Genomic DNA, 19088 nt, shown 5'->3' on the forward strand with positions numbered 1-19088 from the left:
ATGCTCGAACGCTATGGCAAGCATGTGGAAGCAGATCGGCAGAACCCTCGGCGCCCTCGCGGTGGAGAAGGGGCCCGCGTTGCTGCGCCAGTTGCAGTCGTCCACGTCCCAGTCGTCTGCCTCGAAGCCGGGTCCGTCCGGCCGCCCGATCGCCGCGCGAACGTCTCCGACCGCACATCGCGCCCGCAAGGTCGAGTACTCCCCCGACCTCGACGGCAAGGCCGATCCGGGCGAAATCGTCTGGACCTGGGTTGCCTACGAGGAGGATCCGACCCAGGGCAAAGACCGCCCGGTGCTGGTTGTCGGCCGCGACGGCGACACGCTGCTCGGCCTGATGTTGTCTTCGCAGAGTAAACGCCAGGGTGAGCGCGATTGGCTCGCAATCGGTTCGGGTCCATGGGACGGAGAGGGAAGGCCCAGCTGGGTCCGGCTCGACCGGGTGCTCGACGTTCCCGAGAGCGGGATCCGGCGCGAGGGCGCCGTCATGGATCACAAAAAGTTCGACGCGGTCGCGGCAAAACTTCGGGCCGACTTCAGCTGGAGCTGAAGCCGACCCGGACGATGGAAACAGTGTCGATCAGCTGTCCATACGGTTGAACCGTCCGAAGAGTGCTCGATAGATGAGTGCACCGAGCGCACCGCCGATGAGCGGGAACACGATGAACAACCACACCTGACCTAATGCACCGTCCTGGAACGGCGCGACAGCGAGGCTTCGAGCGGGGTTGACGGAGGTGTTGTCGATCGGGATCGAGATCAGGTGAATGACGGCCAGGGTGAAGCCGATGGACACCCCGGCGAGCGGCACGTCGGAGATCTGGTCGGTCGACGCGAGAACGACGAATACCAGCAGTGCTGTCAGCAGGATCTCGATGATCATGGCGGCACCGATGCCGTAGCCGTCGGAAACCACATTTCCGAGAAGATTCTTCTCGGCAGACGGACTGTGTGCGCCCCAACCGTTTGCACCCAAACCGTCAGCAGCACGGTTGTACGCCGGGAGACTGTTGGCCACCGTGTAGATCACGACGCCTGCGACCAAGCCGCCGATCACTTGCGCGACAACGTAAATCGCCGCATTGACGGCTGAGATTCGCCCGATCACGAATTGGCCGAGAGTCACGGCTGGGTTGACGTGGCAACCGGAAATCGGGCCGATCGCATATACGAGGAACAGCAGGGTCAGGCCGAATGCGAAGGCAACTCCGAGGTTGCCGACTTTCGCACCTGCAAAGACGGCAGTTCCGACTGCGGAGAACACGAGCACAAATGTTCCCACCGCTTCGGCCGCATACTTCTTCACATCCGAGATCGGTTCGATCTCAGTCAATTCCTGTGCAGTTGGAGACATATTCCCACCTTCTTCTCATCGAACGGTAGTAATGCTCACGCGCCTAGATTTGCCGGACTTTACGCAAGCCTGGTGATCTCCACAACAACTTCGAGATCTGTGGAACGTCCACCGGAAAAGATTCCCTTCAAAGGCGGCACATCCGAATAGTCCCTTCCTATTCCGACCGAGACATGCTGTTCATTCACAGCTATCGCATTGGTCGGGTCGTATCCCCACCACGCGCCGGTCCACGCCTCGATCCACGCGTGCGATTCGCCGACCACCGTGTCCCCGACTGCCGCATCACGTTTGGGGTGGAGATAGCCGGAAACGTATCGACACGGTATCCCCATCGTTCGAAGCAATACCAAGGTCAGATGCGCATAGTCCTGGCAGACGCCTTTCCGTGCCGACCACGCCTCGACCGCCGACGTATGCACTCCGGTCGTACCCGGCACATATGACATTTCGCCGTAAACCCATTGCGACGCAGCCACTACTGCATCTTCAGGTGATTTATCTTTGCGCAATTCCTTGGCAATTGTCGCCAGCTTACGATCACGCGGAACATATCTCGTGAAACTCAGTTGTTCGTTGAATCGATCTTTAATCGCGTTTCCCGACAATTCATCCCAGTCGACGGTTTCCTCGGGCTGAACGAACGGTTCCGTCTCCACCACCGACAGTCCGGTCACTTCGAGTTCCGTATGCGGGGCGTGCAAGTCGAAGGCGGTCACCGCGGTGCCCCAGTAATCGGTGTATCGGTAGGAACGCGTTGCCGGCTGGGTTTCGACGCGCGTGAGTATCACCGTCTGCCTGGTGTCGCCGCGAGGTGTCAATCGCGCTTCGTTGTACGACGACGTCACCGGGGCGTCGTACGCATATCCCGTGGTGTGCACGACCCTCATTCGCCAGCTCACAGCTCTCCCTCCACCGTCGACTCCGCATACGCGGCGCCGGCATCCGTCCACGCGACCCACGGCGCAGCGTGGAAGTACTGCAATGCAATTGCCTCACCCAGTTCGCGGCAGGTCTCCTGCCAACCGAGCAACCGTCCCTGCAGATCCTCGAGCAACACGCCCTGCGGCAGGAACTCGAGTTCGCTGCGTGCGCGGCCCAGAAGCCGCGGCGCCTCCGCCCGGATTCCGACGCGGCTGCCCGGCTGCGGGTCGAGTTCCTGCAGGCACTTCTCGGCCTGCCTGATCGAGTGGAACACCGAGCGCGGAAAGAGTCTGTCCAACAAGATGAATTCGACCACCCGATTGGCGTCGAGCGCTCCGCGATACGTACGCAGATACGTGTCATGTGCGCCTGCCGAGCGAAGAACACTGACCCACGCCGGCGACGACGGGCGGTCACCGGCGCGCGCCAGAAGCATCCGCACGATCATGTCGACACGTTCGATCGACCTGCCCAGCAGAAGGAACCGGTAACCGTCGTCGCGGCTGAGCGTGGAATCCGCCAGCCCCGCGAACATCGCTGCGCGTTCCTCCACATAGCGGAAGAACTCGTGTGGCCCCAGCCTGCGTGACGCGCGTTCACGCTCCGCCAGTCCGTTGTACGTGGTGTTCAGGCACTCCCACATCTCGCTCGACGTGACCTCACGTGCTCCGCGAGCATTCTCACGGGCACTTGCCAGCGAGTCCACGATCGATCCAACCTGATTGCGGCTGAACGCAACCAGATCGGTGAGCGAGCGTACGTCGAGCTTGCCCTCCGGCGCTTCGATGCCGAGGACACGCAGGAGCAGACGCGACGTGCGGTCCGGGTCGACGGTTGCGTCGTCGAGCAGTTGGTGGACGGCGACGTCGAGGATCCGAGCGGTGTCGTCGGCGCGCTCGACGTAGCGGCCGATCCAGTAGAGGGACTCTGCGTTGCGAGCAAGCATCGGTCACCACGCTCCGTTCACTGATAGTTCTTGGTAGCTGGGCACTTCCGAGGTGTTCACTGTTGCTGCTGCTGTTGTTGCTGCGAGGTGCTCAGTTCGGGACCCTGCACCGGCTCCGCGGATTCCGGGGGCTCGGACACCAGTTCCTCGCCTGACAACTCTGGGTCTTCGTCAGAGGTGCGACTCGCAAGCACCCACGTGTCCTTGCTTCCGCCGCCCTGGCTGGAGTTGACCACCAGCGAACCTTCCGGAAGTGCCACCCGGGTCAGGCCGCCGGGCAACACCCACACGTCCTCACCGTCGTTGACGGCAAAGGGCCGCAAGTCCACGTGGCGCGGCGAGAGAACATCGTCGATCTTGGTCGGCACCGTGGACAACTGCACGAGTGGCTGCGCAATCCACCCGCGCGGGTCTGCCTTGATCTTGCGGGTGATCGTGGCCAGTTCCTTGGGGCTCGCGTCGGGTCCGAAGACGATTCCGTAGCCGCCGGACCCTTCCACCGGCTTGATGACCAGTTCGGCGACGCGGTCGAGGACTTGCTCGCACTCCTCGTCCAACCAACAGCGGAACGTGTCGACGTTCTGCAAGAGCGGCTTCTCACCGAGGTAGTAGTCGATGATCTGCGGAACGTAGGTATAGACGAGTTTGTCGTCACCGACTCCGTTGCCGACGGCGCTCGAGATCACCACGTTGCCCGCCCGCGCCGCATTCAGTAGGCCTGCGACGCCGAGAATCGAATCCGGACGGAAGTGCATCGGGTCGAGATACTCGTCGTCGATGCGGCGATAGATGACATCGACCTGGCGCTCGCCTTCCGTAGTGCGCATGTACACCATGTTGTCGCGGCAGAACAGGTCGCGACCTTCGACGAGTTCCACACCCATCTGACGAGCGAGCAACGAATGCTCGAAATAGGCGGAATTGGCGATACCCGGTGTGAGAACAACCACTGTCGGGTCCGCTTCGTTGAGTGCAGCACCCGCACGCAGCGCCCTCAGCAGGTGTGTTGCGTAATCACCGACCGCCCGCACCTTGTGGGACATGAACAGATCCGGGAACACCCGAGTCATGGTGCGACGGTTTTCCATCACATAGGAGACACCGGACGGAGATCGCAGATTGTCCTCGAGGACTCGGAACTCTCCCGCCTCGTCTCGGACCAGGTCGATACCCGCGACGTGAATTCGCACACCGTTGGGCGGCACGATGCCGGCTGCTTCACGGTGGAAGTGCTCGCACGAGGTCACCAAGCGGCGCGGCAACACGTGATCGCGCAGAATTCGCTGCTCGCCGTAGATGTCCGCGAGAAACAACTCGAGCGCCTTCACCCGCTGTTTGATGCCCTTTTCCAGCCGCGACCACTCCTGGGCGGCGATGACGCGTGGCACCAGATCCAACGGGAAGGGTCGTTCCTGACCGGACAGCGAGAACGTCACACCTTGGTCGATGAATGCGCGTCCGAGTGCGTCGGCACGCGCGGCGAGGTCGGCGCTGCTCGTCGGCGCCAGGGCTTTGTACACACCCTTGTACGGACCACGCACCGAGCCGTCGGGCTCGAACATCTCGTCGAAAGCCAACTCGTAGCGACCGATGTCTGAATATCCGTCGAACACTGCGGCAGGACGCGCTCGGGTGGTGGTCGAACCTGTTTTACTCGAACTTTTCGAAGGCGGCGGCGTCATAGGGCAACATGCTGCTACAAGTGGGGCTATTCGGCAGCGCGGCGAGAAATCGGGCGCTCGGTGTACCCTTCTCGACAGACGCAACGTGCGACGGTTTGGGTTCTTGGGCCCTCGGCTGGTAATCTTGCCAGTCGGTGCATCAGTGCGCCCACAGCTTTCTCGACCGTAACCAGCTAAAGACGACAAGGATTTTACGCGTGGCCAACATCAAGTCCCAGGTGAAGCGAATCCGTACCAACGAGGCGGCCCGACTCCGTAACCAGTCGGTGAAGTCCTCGCTGCGTACCGCGATCCGTTCATTCCGCGAGGCTGCGGCAGCCGGTGACAAGGACAAGGCCAACGAGCTCCTCGTCTCCACCAGCCGCAAGCTCGACAAGGCAGCCAGCAAGGGCGTCATTCACGCCAACCAGGCTGCCAACAAGAAGTCTGCACTCTCGCAGGCTGCCAACAAGCTCTGACGTTTCCACTGTGACGGTTCGCCGTCACACTGGTTCGTCTCGATAGCCGCCAGGTCGAAAGACCAGGCGGCTATTTTGCGTATTCAATCGGGTCAGTGCGAAGACCCGCCATCCATGTCTTGCAGCGAATATGTGGAGCGGGCTGCAACCATCTGATGATGGCGATCAACGGGCACGGGAAGCGCCCTCGCAGCTGGTTGTTCACGACTGTCTTCTGGGCGGTCGTCGCTTTCGGCGTAGTGGCCGCCCTGGGAATCCCTCGTTGGTGGGAATCATTGACGGTTGCAGTCGTCGGAGGTGCCGCAAGCTACGGATGGTTTAAGCGCAGGCAACGTAGCGAATTCCGGATCTTCTTCGGCGTGATGTGTTCACTCGTTGCGATTCTGGCGTTTCTCGCCGTTGGACGAGCGCTACTCACCACCGTGAAGGTGCCGGTGGACAGCATCGGCCAAGAAACCATTGTCTGCGGCAGTGTGGTGAATCCGGTGTCGCACGACTCACTACGGGTGACCGACATCAGAACAGGTGAACCAACGACACGGCATCGGGCCATTCCGCATACTCAGTTGGAGCAAGCCTGCGTGAAACGCCTCGACTACCGGGCGGGTGAGGCCACGGCCGCCACTGTCGTCGGACTACTTCTGGCCGGACGCGCAGTAGGCCACGTTGTACTCAGTTCTTCCGCAACGCGCACACTTTCCGCACTGCCATCTCCAGGGCGAAGGACGAGTCGACTGCGGCACCCTTCACGTCGGCATTGAGGGCGGCGACGATCTGCATCGCAGCGCCGATCGACGTGGGATCCCAGCCGCCGACCTCCTTGATCGCCTTCTTGACCTTCCACGGCGGCATTCCGAGATCCGACGCCAACCGGAACGGGTCACCGCCCCGTGCAAACGGGCCGACCTTCGCGATGGTGTGGACTGCGTCGGCGAGGGCATCCGCGAGCAGAACATGGGCTGTTCCGATCTGATCTGCCCATCGGAGCGCCTCGAGCGCACCCCGGGTATCGCCGACGATGACTTTGTCGGCCACGTCGAATCCGGAAACCTCGGCCTTGCCCGAGTAATACTTGTGGACCGCATCGACGTCGATCTTGCCGCCCGTATCTGCCGCCAATTGCGAGCAGGCCGACGCGAGTTCGCGGAGGTTGGAGCCGACGCTTTCGATCATCGCGGCGATCGCATCTGGCGCAACCCTCACGTCTGCGGTCCGGAACTCACCCCGGACGAAGTCGACAAGCTGACTCTTGTTCAGTTTTCCGCAGTTGTGAACCGTCGCGCCGAGCTTCTCGAGGGCCGGAGCCAACGCTTTCGCGCGACCGCCGCCCGAGTGCACGACGATCAGAACCACACCTTCTGCCGGCTCGCGTGCAGCCTCCAGGACAAGCGCTACGGCATCTTTGCCTGCTTCTGCAGCCGATTCCAGGACGATCACACGGTCTTCGGCAAAAAGAGAAGGGCTGAGCAACTCGGCCAACTCGGGAGCATTGGTGTCGCCCGCACGCATCTTGGTCACCGGGAGATCCGAAATACCCTGGCCGCGGTCACCGCGGACGGCTCTGATGAGCTGCGATACCGTGCGGTCGATCAGGAACTCGTCGTCCCCGAGAACAAGATGCAGCGGATCGACTCCAGACGGATTACTCACCCGAAGATGGTCCCACGAGGAACCGACACGATCGACACAGACCCGCCGCCCCCGCCGTACACAGCGACGGTGCCGTCGACGTCGGTCCGAACCACCGCCCCGCCCAATGAATCCAGTTCATCGAGAACCTCCGCATTCGGGTGCCCGAAACTGTTGCCGACGCCGACGCTGATCATCGTCAACCTCGGACGCACCGCTTCCAGAAATGCCGACGACGTGGTCCGAGAACCGTGATGGGGCAGCTTCAACACATCGGCCTTCACGTCCGCTCCCGATCGGAGGATCGCCTCCTCCCCCGCAACTTCGGCGTCGCCCGTCAACAGAATTCGACCCGCGCCCGTGTGCGCCATCACCACCAGCGACTGATCGTTCGCGGCGTCCGCGCCGTCCCCCGCATCGCGGGGAGCCGGAAGCAACGGACCGAGAACCTCCACGTTCACCGATCCCAGCGTCAACTCCATACCTGCGAGCAACGAGACAACCGGAACGGCCTGCGAGTCGGCGGCATCCTTCACCGCTCGAAAACCTGACTCCGGCAACAACATCGACCCGACTCCGACCGCAGCGACCGAACGCCCACTCAGGACTGCTTCCAATCCACCGATGTGATCGGCATGAAAATGACTGATCATCAGCAACGCGATGTCGTTGACGTCCAACATGTTCAGGCAACGATCCATCGACGTGGGATCAGGACCGACATCGATCACGATCACCCTGCCGTCTCCAGTCGAGAGCACAAGACCGTCCCCCTGGCCGACGTCGCACATCACCAGTGCCCACCCCGGAGCAATACGGCCACCCCCGAACACGTGCTGAAAGATCAGGGCCAGAACAACTCCCAGAACGAGAACGCCGAGCACCCATCTCGAAATCCGATTCCACAGCGTCAGGGTCGTCGCCAGTAGGACTCCCACGACGACGAGGGCACCGATGAGTCCTGACGGCACTACCACCGACGCTCCGGGAAGCGCCGCCGCCCGCTCGGACACGCACAGCAGCCACCCCATCGGCGGCCGCACCAATGGCGCGACGAACACCGCGATCGGTGGACAGATCAGCGCACACAAGGCAATCACCGCACCGAACACCGTGATGATTCCGATCACCGGCGCCACCGCCATGTTCGCGGCAATCGTGACCACGCTGAAGGTTCCCGCCATGGCGCCCACCAACGGTGCAGTCACGACAAACGCAGCACCCGAGACAGCTGTCATCTCCGAAAACCAACGGGGCCAGCCTCTTCGGCGAAGCACGTCCACCCACACCGGAGCAATGATCACCAGCGCGCCCGTCGCAGTAGTCGACAGCGCAAATCCCCAGTCGACGGCCAGCTCGGGCCTCACGACTACCAGAACGATGACGGCGGCGGCAAGCGCAGGCAGCGCCTGTTTGCGCCGACCAGTGACCAGACTGAGCAGGCCTACCAAGCCCATCACCGACGCGCGTAGAACACTCGGCGACGGCCTCGCGACGACAACAAAGGCAACGAGGGCTACCACCGCCAAAGCGGCGCCGACCCGTGGACTGAGCGCCGCGGCTCTGACCAACAGCAGAACGGCCCCGAGCAGAATGCTGATGTTGGCGCCGGACACCGCGGTGAGATGGGAAAGTCCGGCAACGGTGAAGTTGTCCTTCACCACCGGCGACAGCGCCGACGTGTCTCCGACGACGAGGCCAGGCAGCAGACCCGCCTGATCCGGCGGGAGTGCAGCCGAGCACGCAGCCGCGAAACGAATGCGCACCACACTTGCCCATCGCTGATACCAGGGCACTTCTCCCACCGCGACGGGAGGCCCTTCGGACGTGATCACGGCGAGCGTGGAATCGCTACGCCATGGCTGACTCGCCCGGCCACGAACCGTGAGGCTCTGCCCTGGAACAACTTCGAGCCACGACGAACTGGGCGCCCGGATGGTGACCAAGCCGCCTCCGGAGTACCTGCGGTTCTGGGCAGTCACCGAATTGACGGTTGCCCTGAAGACGACCTGACCTTGACCCACCGCGCCGGAGACCGCGTGCGGATCCTCCGAGGGTTCCACTTCGACACTCACCCAAGCTCCCTCGAGAGAGGCTCGGGTCAGTGGGTGCCTCTCCGCCTCGGACGCCCGCCACCCGCCGACGGCACTACACCCGGCACCGAACAGCAATGCAACCAACATGATTCGTACCCACCCCGCTGATGTCCGGCGCACAACCACGTAAGTGAGGAGTGCCGCTGGAACCGCACACGCCACCGCCAGTACCCACGCGGCGACCGGGCCGAACAGGATCCCCACCGCACTGCTCCCCCACACCGCGACCGCCGACAGAAGCAGTCGAGCGTCGAGGACCGGCGAGGCTTCCGGTTCGTTCACACCGACACCAGCACTCGCAATTTGGCCAACCTTGCCGGGCCGATCCCGTCGACTTCCCCCAATTGTTCTATGTCCGTGAATTTTCCGTTGGATGTGCGCCAGGAGATGATCGCCGCAGCCGTTACCGGCCCTACCCCGGGAAGCTCGTCCAGTTCGGCCTCGGTGGCGGTATTGAGGTTCACCAGCCCAGCCCCGCCGGATTCCCCTGTAGCTGCGGGGCTGGTCCCTCCTGCAGTGGTACTCGAAGAAACACCACCGGACTGATCGGCCGCACCAACCACGATCTGATCGCCGTCGACAAGTTTCTGAGCCAGATTCAGGCCCACCGTCTCCGCTCCGTCGAGCACGCCACCTGCCGCAGCAAGCGCGTCGGCGATGCGCGAGCCCGAATGAAGATTGACAAGCCCAGGCGTGCGCACGAGCCCGACGACACTGACCACCACAGCCTCGGGCGGCTGCTCTGCCACGACGCCGGTCGGTACAGGACTGGCTGATTCACAATCGCCGGCAGTCACATTCTTCTCCGTGACATTCTGGGGCGAGGGCAACGGTGGGACCGCCTGCAGGCTCGGAGAATCCCACCACACGGCGAACAAGCCGATTGCCGTAGCCAGAACTGCAACGATCGCCAACACCCAGGTCGCCGACCGACTCGGGCGCCAACGTGTACCGTGCCAATGTTCGGGCAATCGGTCGAACCGTGACGAGTCGGGCTGAGCGTCGTAGTCGTCCTCGTCGAAGTCCCGAAGCCACTCGGGGGACCTCTCGAAAGACCCTGAATCCTCGAATTCGTCGACGTCCTCGTGTCGCCGCCGGTAGTTGCCGTCCATCGCCGCGAGGCGATCACGCGCCCGCTCGCGCTCCTCGCTGATCCTCATGACTGGACGCTAACGAGAGACCTCGCCGCCAACGACGAACAATTTGTATCTGTGGAGAACTCGCGGATTGTGGAGAAGCGATCAGGCGCTCGTGTCGATCTCCGGCAACGGGCACACCACAACACCGATCGCGCCGACACCGACGTGCGCTCCGATAACCGCACTGAAGTCGGTGACGACGGATTCCGCTACATCGGGAATGCGCTCGGCCAACTGTTCGGCTATCCCGTCCGCACGCTCTCGCGCGCGCATGTGATGCACGGCTATCGCCACACGACCGAGACCGGCGCGTTCGACTGCCGAATCCACCAACCTTGCAAGAGCTTTGGTGGTGGTACGTGTCTTCTCGCCGAGCACGAGCTTGCCGTCCACCAGATGCAGAATCGGTTTCATCGCCAATGCAGTGCCCAGCAGTGCGGCCGCGGTTCCGATTCGTCCGCCCCTACGCAATTGATCAAGTTTGTCGACGACGATGTAGCAGCGCCCACGGCTCGCTACGTCGACCGCCCGGCCGTACGCCTCTTCGAGTGAAGCGCCCTTCTCGGCCAAGCGTGCAGCTTCGAGAGCCGGATAGCCCAAACCCATACCGGCGGACTGTGAATCGACGATCCGGACGGCGCCACCGAATTCCTGGGCTGCGACTCGTCCGGCTTCCCACGTTCCCGAGAGTTGCCGTGAAATGTGCACGGCGAGAACGCCGTCACCGTCGCTCATGTCCAGGGCGCGTGCATACGCTTCGGACAACTCGGCGGGCGACGCTCCGGCCGTTGTCACTCCTGACAGGTCGCTCGGCATTGCGTCGACACCCTCACGCAAGTCGCAGCCGTCACGGAGCACATGGAGCGGAACCACCTGAATCCCACATGCGTCGGCCGACTCCTGCGGGATGCAGGCGGAGGAATCCGTGACGACGACGACCGGCATTCTGCTACCCGACTTCGCTCGGCGGTGATACCAGTTGCGGCGAAACCACTTTCTTCGACTCCACCCCGCGAATCGCAGCGATCATCGCGCGGGCTACACCGACATGACCGTCCCAACCCCAGTGAATACCGTCGGGGTTGCCGTTCTCGGAAAAGACGTTGTCACGCACTGCATCCGCGAGATCGACTACGGGAACGTCTTTCTCCGTAGCCCACTCGGTGATCGCGGACACCGCGGCAGGCCGGCCGGCGTGCACGCTCGCGTAGGCATCGCTGCGGTGCACTGACGGCAGGGTCGCGATCATCGGCAGTTCCGGCCGCATGTACTCCAACGCATTTCGCGAGCTTTCCAGATACTCGACGCTCAGCTTGGGCGGAAGTGCGACCGGGCGGCCCAGAGGTGCAAGCCGCGGCTGCAGCCATTGATAACCCTCGCGCACCACGCGTCGAAGCGCGGGTGGCCGAACGTAGCGGATGGTCTCGCGGAGCGCGGTAGGCAATGGGGACGGCAGCGAGTCCATCCCGCCGACCGCGAACACGACGGCGCCGGCCCGCGGCACCGCCGCCCACACACGAGGATCCTGAGTCAGTGCCCACCACGCGTCGCGACACGTCCATCCGATACGGGCGACCAACTCGACGTCCCAGCCGAGTTCGTCGGCCACGATGTTGGGCCAGATGCGTGGATGATCTGCCGCGAGGCCGCCTTTGGGGCCGAAATACGACAGCGAATCCGCGAGTACGAGGAGGACGGGGCGCTGCCCGTCGGCACTTTCAGAGGACGTCATTTGCGACACTCGCAGAAGCATTCCATACGTCGAGTCGCCACTCGATCGACTTGACGTCACCATGTCCACTGAGTTGCACCCAACTGGTGTTTCCCAATCCGCCGAGGACGGCCCAGCGATCGACGGGTAGGTCGAGCAATGCCGCTGTCAGTGCCGCGATCAAGCCTCCGTGCGCCACCAGAACCACGGGCCGCTCGGCCCAGTCCGGGTGCGTGTCGAGCAATTCGTGAACTACGGGGAGGCTGCGATTCGCGACGTCGATTCGGCTTTCGCCGCCGGGCGGCGCCAACGTGGCATCCGCTCGCCACGCAGATCGCACACCGGGAGTGCGCTCGTCGACGTCATGATGAGTCAGGCCCTGCCATTCCCCCAGGTGTGTCTCACGCAGACGCGTGTCGGTGAGGACCGGAAGTCCGGCGGCATCACCGACTGCGACGGCCGTGAAGTACGCCCGACGCAGATCCGAGGACACGATCGTCAACGGCCTGCGATCGGCGATCACCGGACCTGCACTCTTGGCCTGCGTGCGTCCCAACTCCGACAGGTCGGTGTCGAGTTGCCCCTGCATCCGAGAGTCGGCGTTGTATTCGGTCTGTCCGTGACGCAGCAGGATGAGCCGGCGGACAGGGTTCGACGCCGCACTGGGCGCCGACGAAGTCACAGCGAGGGATCCTGCGCGTCCGGCTCGGAAACCGTGTCGGTCTCGAACACCGTGTTGGCGTCGGCGGGGCCGGGACGGTTCTGTCCGAGGCCTTCGACCTCGACCGTCGGGCAGTCCTTCCACAGACGATCGAGAGCGTAGAAGTTGCGCTCCTCGTCATGCTGGACGTGGACGACGATGTCGGCGTAGTCGAGCAGTGCCCAGCGGCCCTCGCGGGTGCCTTCACGGCGGACCGGCTTGTGTCCCGCTTCGCGGAGACGGTCTTCGATGTTCTCGACAATCGAGTTGACCTGACGCTCGTTCGTCGCAGATGCGATGACGAAGCAGTCCGTGATGACCAGCTGTTCGGACACATCGAGCACCACCACTTCGGTGGCCAGCTTCTCGTCGGCTGCCAAGGCCGCGATGCGTGCCATGTCGATGGCTTCGGTGTTTGCGCTCACTCGATGTTCTCCAGTTTCGTCTTCAGAAAGTACTTGTTGTGCTCGGCTAGCTCGATTCGGCGCCCGGGACGGCTTCCGACTTCCCCGGTGCGGGCTCCGACATCGTTGTAGCTCCGTCGCGGCGCTCCGCGTCGACAGGTCGATACAGGTTCCGCTTCGAGATGTACTGCACCACTCCGTCCGGCACCAGGTACCAGACGGGGCGGTCTTCACTTGCCCGACGCCGACATTCGGTCGACGAAATGGCAAGTGCCGGAATCTCTATCAACGTGACCGCGTCGGCGGGCATGGTGTCGAGGTGACCGGCCAGGTGCTCTGCATTGAGATCGAAACCCGGTCGCGATACCCCGACGAACTTCGCCAATGCGAACAACTCTTCCCAATCTTGCCAGGAAAGGATGCTGGCCAGCGCATCGGCACCGGTGATGAAGAAGAGTTCGGCGTCAGGGTGGTAGGCCCGGAGGTCTCGCAGCGTGTCCACGGTGTACGTCACTTTTTCACGGTCGACGTCGACCCGAGAGACGGAAAACCGCGGGTTGGAGGCGGTGGCGATGACCGTCATGAGGTACCGGTCCTCGGCAGGACTGACGCCCTTCCCCTGCTTCTGCCAGGGCCGCCCGGTGGGGACGAAGATCACTTCGTCGAGTCCGAACCGGTCGGCGACCTCACTGGCCGCAACGAGGTGGCCATGGTGAATGGGGTCGAAGGTGCCACCCATCACTCCTAGGCGTCGAGCACGTTCCACCGATAGTCCCTTCTGCACGAGTGTCGAGCTTACGGGTCAGACCGGCAGCAGACGGGACACGACGTCGGCAAGCTGCTGGGCCGAGCGGCACTCGTGCATGCTGATGACCTCGTTGTAGACCTTCGCCGCGGAGTCACCCGTTCCCCATTGCCCCTTCGGCTCGGGGTTGAGCCAGTGCGCGTGCTTGGCTACTGCCACCATCTGCGACAGCGACTGAAGGTTGGGATCGCGGTAGTTGTTGCGACCGTCGCCGAGTACCAGTAGCGACGTGCGACTGGTGATCGACTGCGCAAACTTCTCCTGGAACACTCCGAAGGCGTGTCCGTAGTCTGAGTGGCCGTCGTAGGTGATCAGTTCGGCCTCACGCACCATCCGTGACATCGCTGATCCGAGGTCTGCGTTCGAGTCGAAGAACCGCGTGACCTCGTCGGTCGTGTCGATGAACGCGAACACCCGCACGCGCGAGAACTGCTCGCGCAAAGCGTTCACGAGCAGCAGAGTGAAATGGCTGAACCCCGCCACCGAGCCGGACACGTCGCACATCACCACAAGTTCGGGCCGCGCCCGCTTCGGCTTGCGCTGCACCAGATCGATCGGCACTCCGCCCGTCGACATGGACTTGCGCAACGTACGACGTAGGTCGATCGAACCCGCGCGAGAGCGGCTACGACGCACGGCGAGACGACTGGCCAACAAGCGAGCCAGGGGTGCGACGTTCTTCTTCAGCGTGGTGAGTTCGGCATCGGACGCTCGCAAGAAGTCGACTTCCTCGGCGAGTTTCGGAACGCCGTACGTGGCGACCCGCTCCTTGCCCAAATTCTCGGCTGTGCGTCGACGCGTTTCCTTCTCGACCATCTTGCGGAAGTCCGCGATGCGCTGCGCTGCCGTGCGCTTGGCGACCTCGGACTGGTAGTCGGAGTTGTCCTTGCCCTCTGACCCGGAACCCTCCTGGTTGCCGAGCAGGCCCTGCAGGATCTTGTTGAGCAACGTCTCCGGGGCGACGTCACGCAGCGCCTGATAGGCGGAGAACGACGGGCCGTTGCTCGACTGGTACTGCCCGAGTTCCTCGACCATCGCGGCGGTCAGGAGTTCGGTCATCTCCATCGCCTCGTCACTGCCGTCTGTCAGCAGTTCGGCGATCAGCTCACGCAATGCCTGCAGGTCGATCGAGCCGTCTGGCTTGCGCGGCAGTGTGACGTCGACGTCGCCGACCGCACGGTCACCGATCGCCTTGGGGAACCACAGGTCGAAGACGGCGTCGAACGTCGCCCGGTGGGTCGGCCTGCGCAGGAGCGAGCATGCCAGCCCTTCACGAAGCGCTTCACGATCGAGCAGGTCGAGAACAGACATGACCTGACCGGCGTCGACTGTCTCGGACGGGCCGACCATGATTCCGCGTCGTCGCAAAGCCTCGACAAAATCGACGAGGTGACCGGGAATCCCGTGCGGCGCTGCCAGGCCGCCAGGTGAGAGCGGCGACGTCGATGCTGCGGGAGCCATGTCAGACCTCAGTTCAGCCGAAGTTCAGCGGCGGCACGCACCTGGTCCGACTGGTGCTTGAGGATCACGCCGAGCGTGGCGCGAACGGCATCGTCGTCGAGAGTGTCCATGCCCAGAGCAAGAAGGGTGCGTCCCCAGTCGATGGTCTCGGATACCGAAGGGACCTTCTTGAGCTGCATTCCGCGAAGAACACGAATGGTGTTGACCAGCTGCTCGGCAATCGCTTCAGGAAGCTCCGGCACGCGGCTTGCGAGGATGCGACGCTCGAGGTCGGCGTCCGGGAAGTCGAGATGCAGGAAGAGGCAACGACGCTTCAGAGCCTCCGAGAGTTCGCGAGTGGCATTCGAGGTCAACACCGTGAACGGCTTGCGGGTGGCGGTAATGGTTCCGAGCTCGGGGATCGTGACCGCGAAGTCGCTGAGCACTTCGAGGAGCAGACCTTCGATCTCGACGTCGGCCTTGTCCGTCTCGTCGATCAACAGCACCGTCGGGTCCTCGCGGCGAATGGCCTTGAGCAGTGGACGAGCGAGCAGGAACTCCTCCGAGAACACATCCGCCTTCGTCGAATCCCAGCTGTGGTCGACCGCGACATCACCCCTCGCTCCGCTCGCCCCGCCCGACTGAATCCGAAGAATCTGCTTCGCGTGGTTCCACTCGTACAGCGCACGAGCCTCGTCGACGCCCTCGTAGCACTGCAGACGCACCAGTTCTGCGCCCGTGGTCTGGGCGACTGCGCGGGCGAGTTCCGTCTTTCCGACACCGGCCGGGCCCTCGATGAGCAGCGGCTTGCCCAGACGATCGGCCAGGAAGACTGCCGTCGCGGTGGCCTTGTCGGACAGATAGCCGGTTTCGGCCAGCCGTTCGATCACGTCGTCGACGGTCGAGAAGAACGGCGTCGTGTCGGGAAGTGCTCGGTCCACGGTTAACTCCTTGAGAGGTGGGGCAAGTCTGGTGAACTTTTCAGGCGGGTCGGGTATGCCCGTCGCCCCAGACGATCCACTTGGTGGACGTCAGTTCCGGTAGCCCCATGGGGCCACGCGCGTGCAGTTTCTGGGTGGAGATGCCGATCTCGGCGCCGAACCCGAACTGCTCACCGTCGGTGAAGGCAGTCGACGCATTGACCATCACTGCCGCAGCGTCGACTCGAGCGGTGAACTCGCGGGCAGCCGAGAGATCGGACGTCACGATGGCTTCGGTGTGGCCGGTCCCGTACTGGTCGATGTGCTCGACGGCAGCGTCCAGGTCCTTGACGACCTTGAGGGCGACGTCGAGGGTGAGGTATTCCTTCGACCAGTCGTCCTCGGTCGCGGGAACCAGTCCCGGCAGATCACCGTGCACGACGACGTCGTGCATCTGGAGCGCTTGGAGCAGCTTCGGCACGGCAGTCTCGGCGATCGCAGCGTCGACCAGGACGGTTTCGGCTGTATTGCAGACACTGGGCCGACGGGTTTTGGAGTTGAGAAGAATCTTCTCGGCCATCAGTAGATCGGCGGCCGAGTGAACATAGACGTGGCAGTTACCGACACCGGTCTCGATGGTGGGCACGGTGGCATCACGCACGACGGCGCTGATCAAGCCGGCACCGCCGCGCGGGATGACTACATCGACGAGGCCGCGGGCCTGGATGAGGTGCGTGACCGTCGAACGATCCGCACTCGGCAGAAGTTGAACGGAGTCCTCGGGGAGCCCCTGAGCAACCAACGACGCGCGTAGCGCCTCCACCAACGCTTCGTTGGACTTGACTGCCGAGGACGAACCACGAAGCAGCGCAGCATTTCCCGACTTGAGAGTCAGCCCGAAAGCGTCGACGGTAACATTGGGGCGAGCCTCGTAGACCATGCCGACGACACCGAGCGGAACGCGCTGCTGACGTAGTTCCAAACCGTTCGGCAGAGTGGATCCACGAAGCACTTCACCGATCGGATCGGGTAGTCCGGCAACCTGACGCAAACCCGACGCGATGCCCTCGATCCGGTCAGCGGTCAGACGAAGACGGTCGAGCAGCGATTCCTCGGTGCCGCCCGCCTTCGCGGTGTCGATATCGAGAGCGTTGGCCGCGAGAATCCGATCACTTGCCGCGAGTACCGCGTCGGCTGCGGCGTTGAGCGCAGCATCCTTCTGCGCGGTGGTCAGCAGAGCCAGGACGCGCGAAGCCTTACGGGCTCGGCGTGCGGCGTCGTGCACGACGGACTTGGTGTCGGACGCGTTCGAGTCGACGGTTTCTGCGTTGGAAGTCACAGCGGTCATGAATACACATTAACCACCCACCGTGACGGCCTGCTCGGCGGAACGAGGCTGTGACCACCCGGGACCATTCCGGCGGACCGCCTGCGAACATTTCGGCGGACCGCCTGCGGACATTTCGGCGGACCGCCGGGGAACAATTCCGGCGCGCGACACTGTTACACCCACCGACCTTCTTCTTCGAGTCAGGAGCCATCCGTGAGTGTGTTGTTCGAGCCTTTGACCCTGCGCGGCGTCACCATCCCGAACCGCGTCTGGATGGCACCGATGTGCCAGTACTCCGCTGACGTCATCGGCGACCAGGTCGGAGTGCCCAACGAGTGGCATCGCACGCATCTGGTGAGCCGTGCAATCGGCGGCACCGGCCTGATTCTCACCGAGGCGACGGCCGTCAATCCCGAAGGCCGCATATCGGCAGCTGATCTGGGGATCTGGAACGACACGCAGGCGCAAGCCTTCGCCGAGATCAACGCGCAACTCGCGTACTTCGGCGCAGTGCCCGGAATTCAGCTGGCCCACGCCGGACGCAAAGCGTCGACGCAGGTTCCGTGGCGCGGCGGCAAGAGTCTGCCCGCCGACGACCGACTCTCGTGGCAGACGGTTGCCCCGAGCGCGGTTCCGTTCGGTCACCTTGCCGATCCGGTCGAGCTCACCACGGAGGGCATCGAGAAGGTCGTCGCGGACTTCGCAGCGGCGGCTACCCGCGCATTGAAGGCCGAATTCAAGGTCGTGGAAATTCACGCGGCCCACGGATACCTGATCCATCAGTTCCTCTCCCCCGAGAGCAACAAGCGAACGGACCGCTACGGAGGCAGCTTCGAGAACCGCATCCGATTGCTCCTCGAAATCCTGAGCGCAGTCCGCGAGGTGTGGCCGGCCGAGCTACCGCTCTTCGTCCGGGTCTCGGCGACCGATTGGCTGACGGAAGAGCGTGGGCTCGAGGTCGACAGCTGGACCGCGGATCAGACCGTTGCCCTCGCCAACATCCTCTCCGACTACGGCGTCGATCTCGTCGACGTGTCCACCGGCGGTAATTCACCGGCGGCCAAGATTCCGGTGGAGCCGGGATACCAGGTTCCGTTCGCCCGTCGCCTGCAGAACGAGAGCCTGCTACCGGCCGCCGCCGTCGGCCTCATCACCGAACCCGAACAGGCCGAGAAGATCGTCGAAGACGGAAGCGCAGTGGCGGTGCTCCTCGGCCGCGAACTGTTGCGTGATCCCTACTGGGCGCGCCGGGCGGCCCGTGAACTGAACGCCGAGGTAGGACCGCATATCCCGTCGCAGTACGCCCGCGCCTTCTAGCCCGAAAATCGGCTCCCGCGCACAACTTTGATAGCGTAAGCGTCTTACTTGCCGGTAGTCCGGAGCCCTGTGGGCTCCGGACACTGCCGCGGGCCAGAGCCGTGCGACGGGGGTCGCAACGAGCCACAGGGCACGCGGACGCTCGATTTCCCGACCGGCTCATCGGCGAGTGGGCAACGAAAAGATGCGTGCATCAGGTACGTGCCCCGCTCGGTTCGATGATTGCGCTGGGGAGC

Annotated in this window: 18 protein-coding genes; 3 read left to right on the forward strand and 15 right to left on the reverse strand. The window is 63.4% G+C overall.

The window, feature by feature from the left end; translation table 11 throughout:
- Window positions 1-13 precede the first annotated feature (13 nt).
- Window positions 14-547: a type II toxin-antitoxin system PemK/MazF family toxin gene (locus AC1Q61_RS08275; protein WP_037131563.1), complete on the forward strand. Its 534-nt coding sequence runs from the start codon at window positions 14-16 to the stop codon at window positions 545-547.
- A gap of 30 nt (window positions 548-577) precedes the next feature.
- Here the strand turns inward: AC1Q61_RS08275 and AC1Q61_RS08280 are convergent, their stop codons facing one another.
- The 4 genes from AC1Q61_RS08280 to AC1Q61_RS08295 are packed head-to-tail and all read right to left on the reverse strand — an operon-like array spanning window position 578 to window position 4903.
- A complete protein-coding gene (locus AC1Q61_RS08280) occupies window positions 578-1351 on the reverse strand; it encodes an aquaporin (protein ID WP_003944482.1) in 774 nt (257 codons plus the stop codon).
- Window positions 1352-1410: 59 nt separating this feature from the next.
- Window positions 1411-2241, reverse strand: a complete 831-nt coding sequence (locus AC1Q61_RS08285) for a transglutaminase family protein (protein ID WP_007731033.1) — start codon at window positions 2239-2241, stop codon at window positions 1411-1413.
- A gap of 8 nt (window positions 2242-2249) precedes the next feature.
- On the reverse strand, window positions 2250-3221 hold the full coding sequence (locus AC1Q61_RS08290; RefSeq protein WP_003944483.1) for an alpha-E domain-containing protein: 972 nt from the start codon (window positions 3219-3221) through the stop codon (window positions 2250-2252).
- A 56-nt stretch (window positions 3222-3277) separates the two neighbouring features.
- The gene (locus tag AC1Q61_RS08295; RefSeq protein WP_118602581.1) at window positions 3278-4903 is read right to left on the reverse strand and encodes a circularly permuted type 2 ATP-grasp protein; all 1626 of its coding nucleotides are present in this window, start codon (window positions 4901-4903) and stop codon (window positions 3278-3280) included.
- Between the two features lie 197 nt (window positions 4904-5100).
- Between AC1Q61_RS08295 and rpsT the strand changes: the two genes are divergently transcribed.
- Window positions 5101-5361: a 30S ribosomal protein S20 gene (rpsT, locus tag AC1Q61_RS08300; RefSeq protein ID WP_003944567.1), complete on the forward strand. Its 261-nt coding sequence runs from the start codon at window positions 5101-5103 to the stop codon at window positions 5359-5361.
- A 672-nt stretch (window positions 5362-6033) separates the two neighbouring features.
- Here rpsT and holA read toward each other — a convergent pair.
- The 11 genes from holA to AC1Q61_RS08355 all read right to left on the reverse strand — a co-directional run bounded on the left by holA (window position 6034) and on the right by AC1Q61_RS08355 (window position 17553).
- Window positions 6034-7011, reverse strand: coding sequence for a DNA polymerase III subunit delta (gene holA / locus AC1Q61_RS08305; RefSeq protein ID WP_003944476.1), 978 nt, complete (start codon window positions 7009-7011; stop codon window positions 6034-6036).
- A complete protein-coding gene (locus tag AC1Q61_RS08310) occupies window positions 7008-9368 on the reverse strand; it encodes a ComEC/Rec2 family competence protein (RefSeq protein ID WP_007731029.1) in 2361 nt (786 codons plus the stop codon). Before AC1Q61_RS08310 ends, holA begins: the two co-directional genes overlap by 4 nt.
- Window positions 9365-10246 (reverse strand): ComEA family DNA-binding protein, encoded by an 882-nt coding sequence (locus AC1Q61_RS08315; protein WP_118602579.1) that lies wholly within the window; start codon window positions 10244-10246, stop codon window positions 9365-9367. Before AC1Q61_RS08315 ends, AC1Q61_RS08310 begins: the two co-directional genes overlap by 4 nt.
- 81 nt (window positions 10247-10327) lie before the next feature.
- Entirely contained in the window at window positions 10328-11170 is an 843-nt protein-coding gene (locus AC1Q61_RS08320; protein ID WP_003944515.1) for a DegV family protein, read from the reverse strand.
- 4 nt (window positions 11171-11174) lie between these two features.
- Window positions 11175-11957, reverse strand: a complete 783-nt coding sequence (octT, locus tag AC1Q61_RS08325) for a diglucosylglycerate octanoyltransferase (protein WP_019749052.1) — start codon at window positions 11955-11957, stop codon at window positions 11175-11177.
- Window positions 11944-12618: a histidine phosphatase family protein gene (locus AC1Q61_RS08330; protein WP_019749053.1), complete on the reverse strand. Its 675-nt coding sequence runs from the start codon at window positions 12616-12618 to the stop codon at window positions 11944-11946. The genes octT and AC1Q61_RS08330 overlap by 14 nt, the downstream gene beginning before the upstream one ends.
- Entirely contained in the window at window positions 12615-13061 is a 447-nt protein-coding gene (gene rsfS / locus AC1Q61_RS08335) for a ribosome silencing factor (protein WP_003944502.1), read from the reverse strand. The genes AC1Q61_RS08330 and rsfS overlap by 4 nt, the downstream gene beginning before the upstream one ends.
- A gap of 46 nt (window positions 13062-13107) precedes the next feature.
- Window positions 13108-13824, reverse strand: coding sequence for a nicotinate-nucleotide adenylyltransferase (gene nadD / locus AC1Q61_RS08340; RefSeq protein WP_003944462.1), 717 nt, complete (start codon window positions 13822-13824; stop codon window positions 13108-13110).
- Between the two features lie 18 nt (window positions 13825-13842).
- On the reverse strand, window positions 13843-15306 hold the full coding sequence (locus tag AC1Q61_RS08345) for a vWA domain-containing protein (protein ID WP_007731020.1): 1464 nt from the start codon (window positions 15304-15306) through the stop codon (window positions 13843-13845).
- Between the two features lie 8 nt (window positions 15307-15314).
- The gene (locus AC1Q61_RS08350; protein WP_003944506.1) at window positions 15315-16226 is read right to left on the reverse strand and encodes an AAA family ATPase; all 912 of its coding nucleotides are present in this window, start codon (window positions 16224-16226) and stop codon (window positions 15315-15317) included.
- Between the two features lie 40 nt (window positions 16227-16266).
- Window positions 16267-17553, reverse strand: a complete 1287-nt coding sequence (locus AC1Q61_RS08355; protein WP_007731018.1) for a glutamate-5-semialdehyde dehydrogenase — start codon at window positions 17551-17553, stop codon at window positions 16267-16269.
- 195 nt (window positions 17554-17748) lie between these two features.
- Here AC1Q61_RS08355 and AC1Q61_RS08360 point away from each other — a divergent pair, with 195 nt between their 5' ends.
- Window positions 17749-18852, forward strand: coding sequence for an NADH:flavin oxidoreductase/NADH oxidase (locus AC1Q61_RS08360; protein WP_042924054.1), 1104 nt, complete (start codon window positions 17749-17751; stop codon window positions 18850-18852).
- Window positions 18853-19088: the final 236 nt, after the last annotated feature.

It is taken from the genome of Rhodococcus sp. MPR-R1B (genome assembly GCF_058793255.1).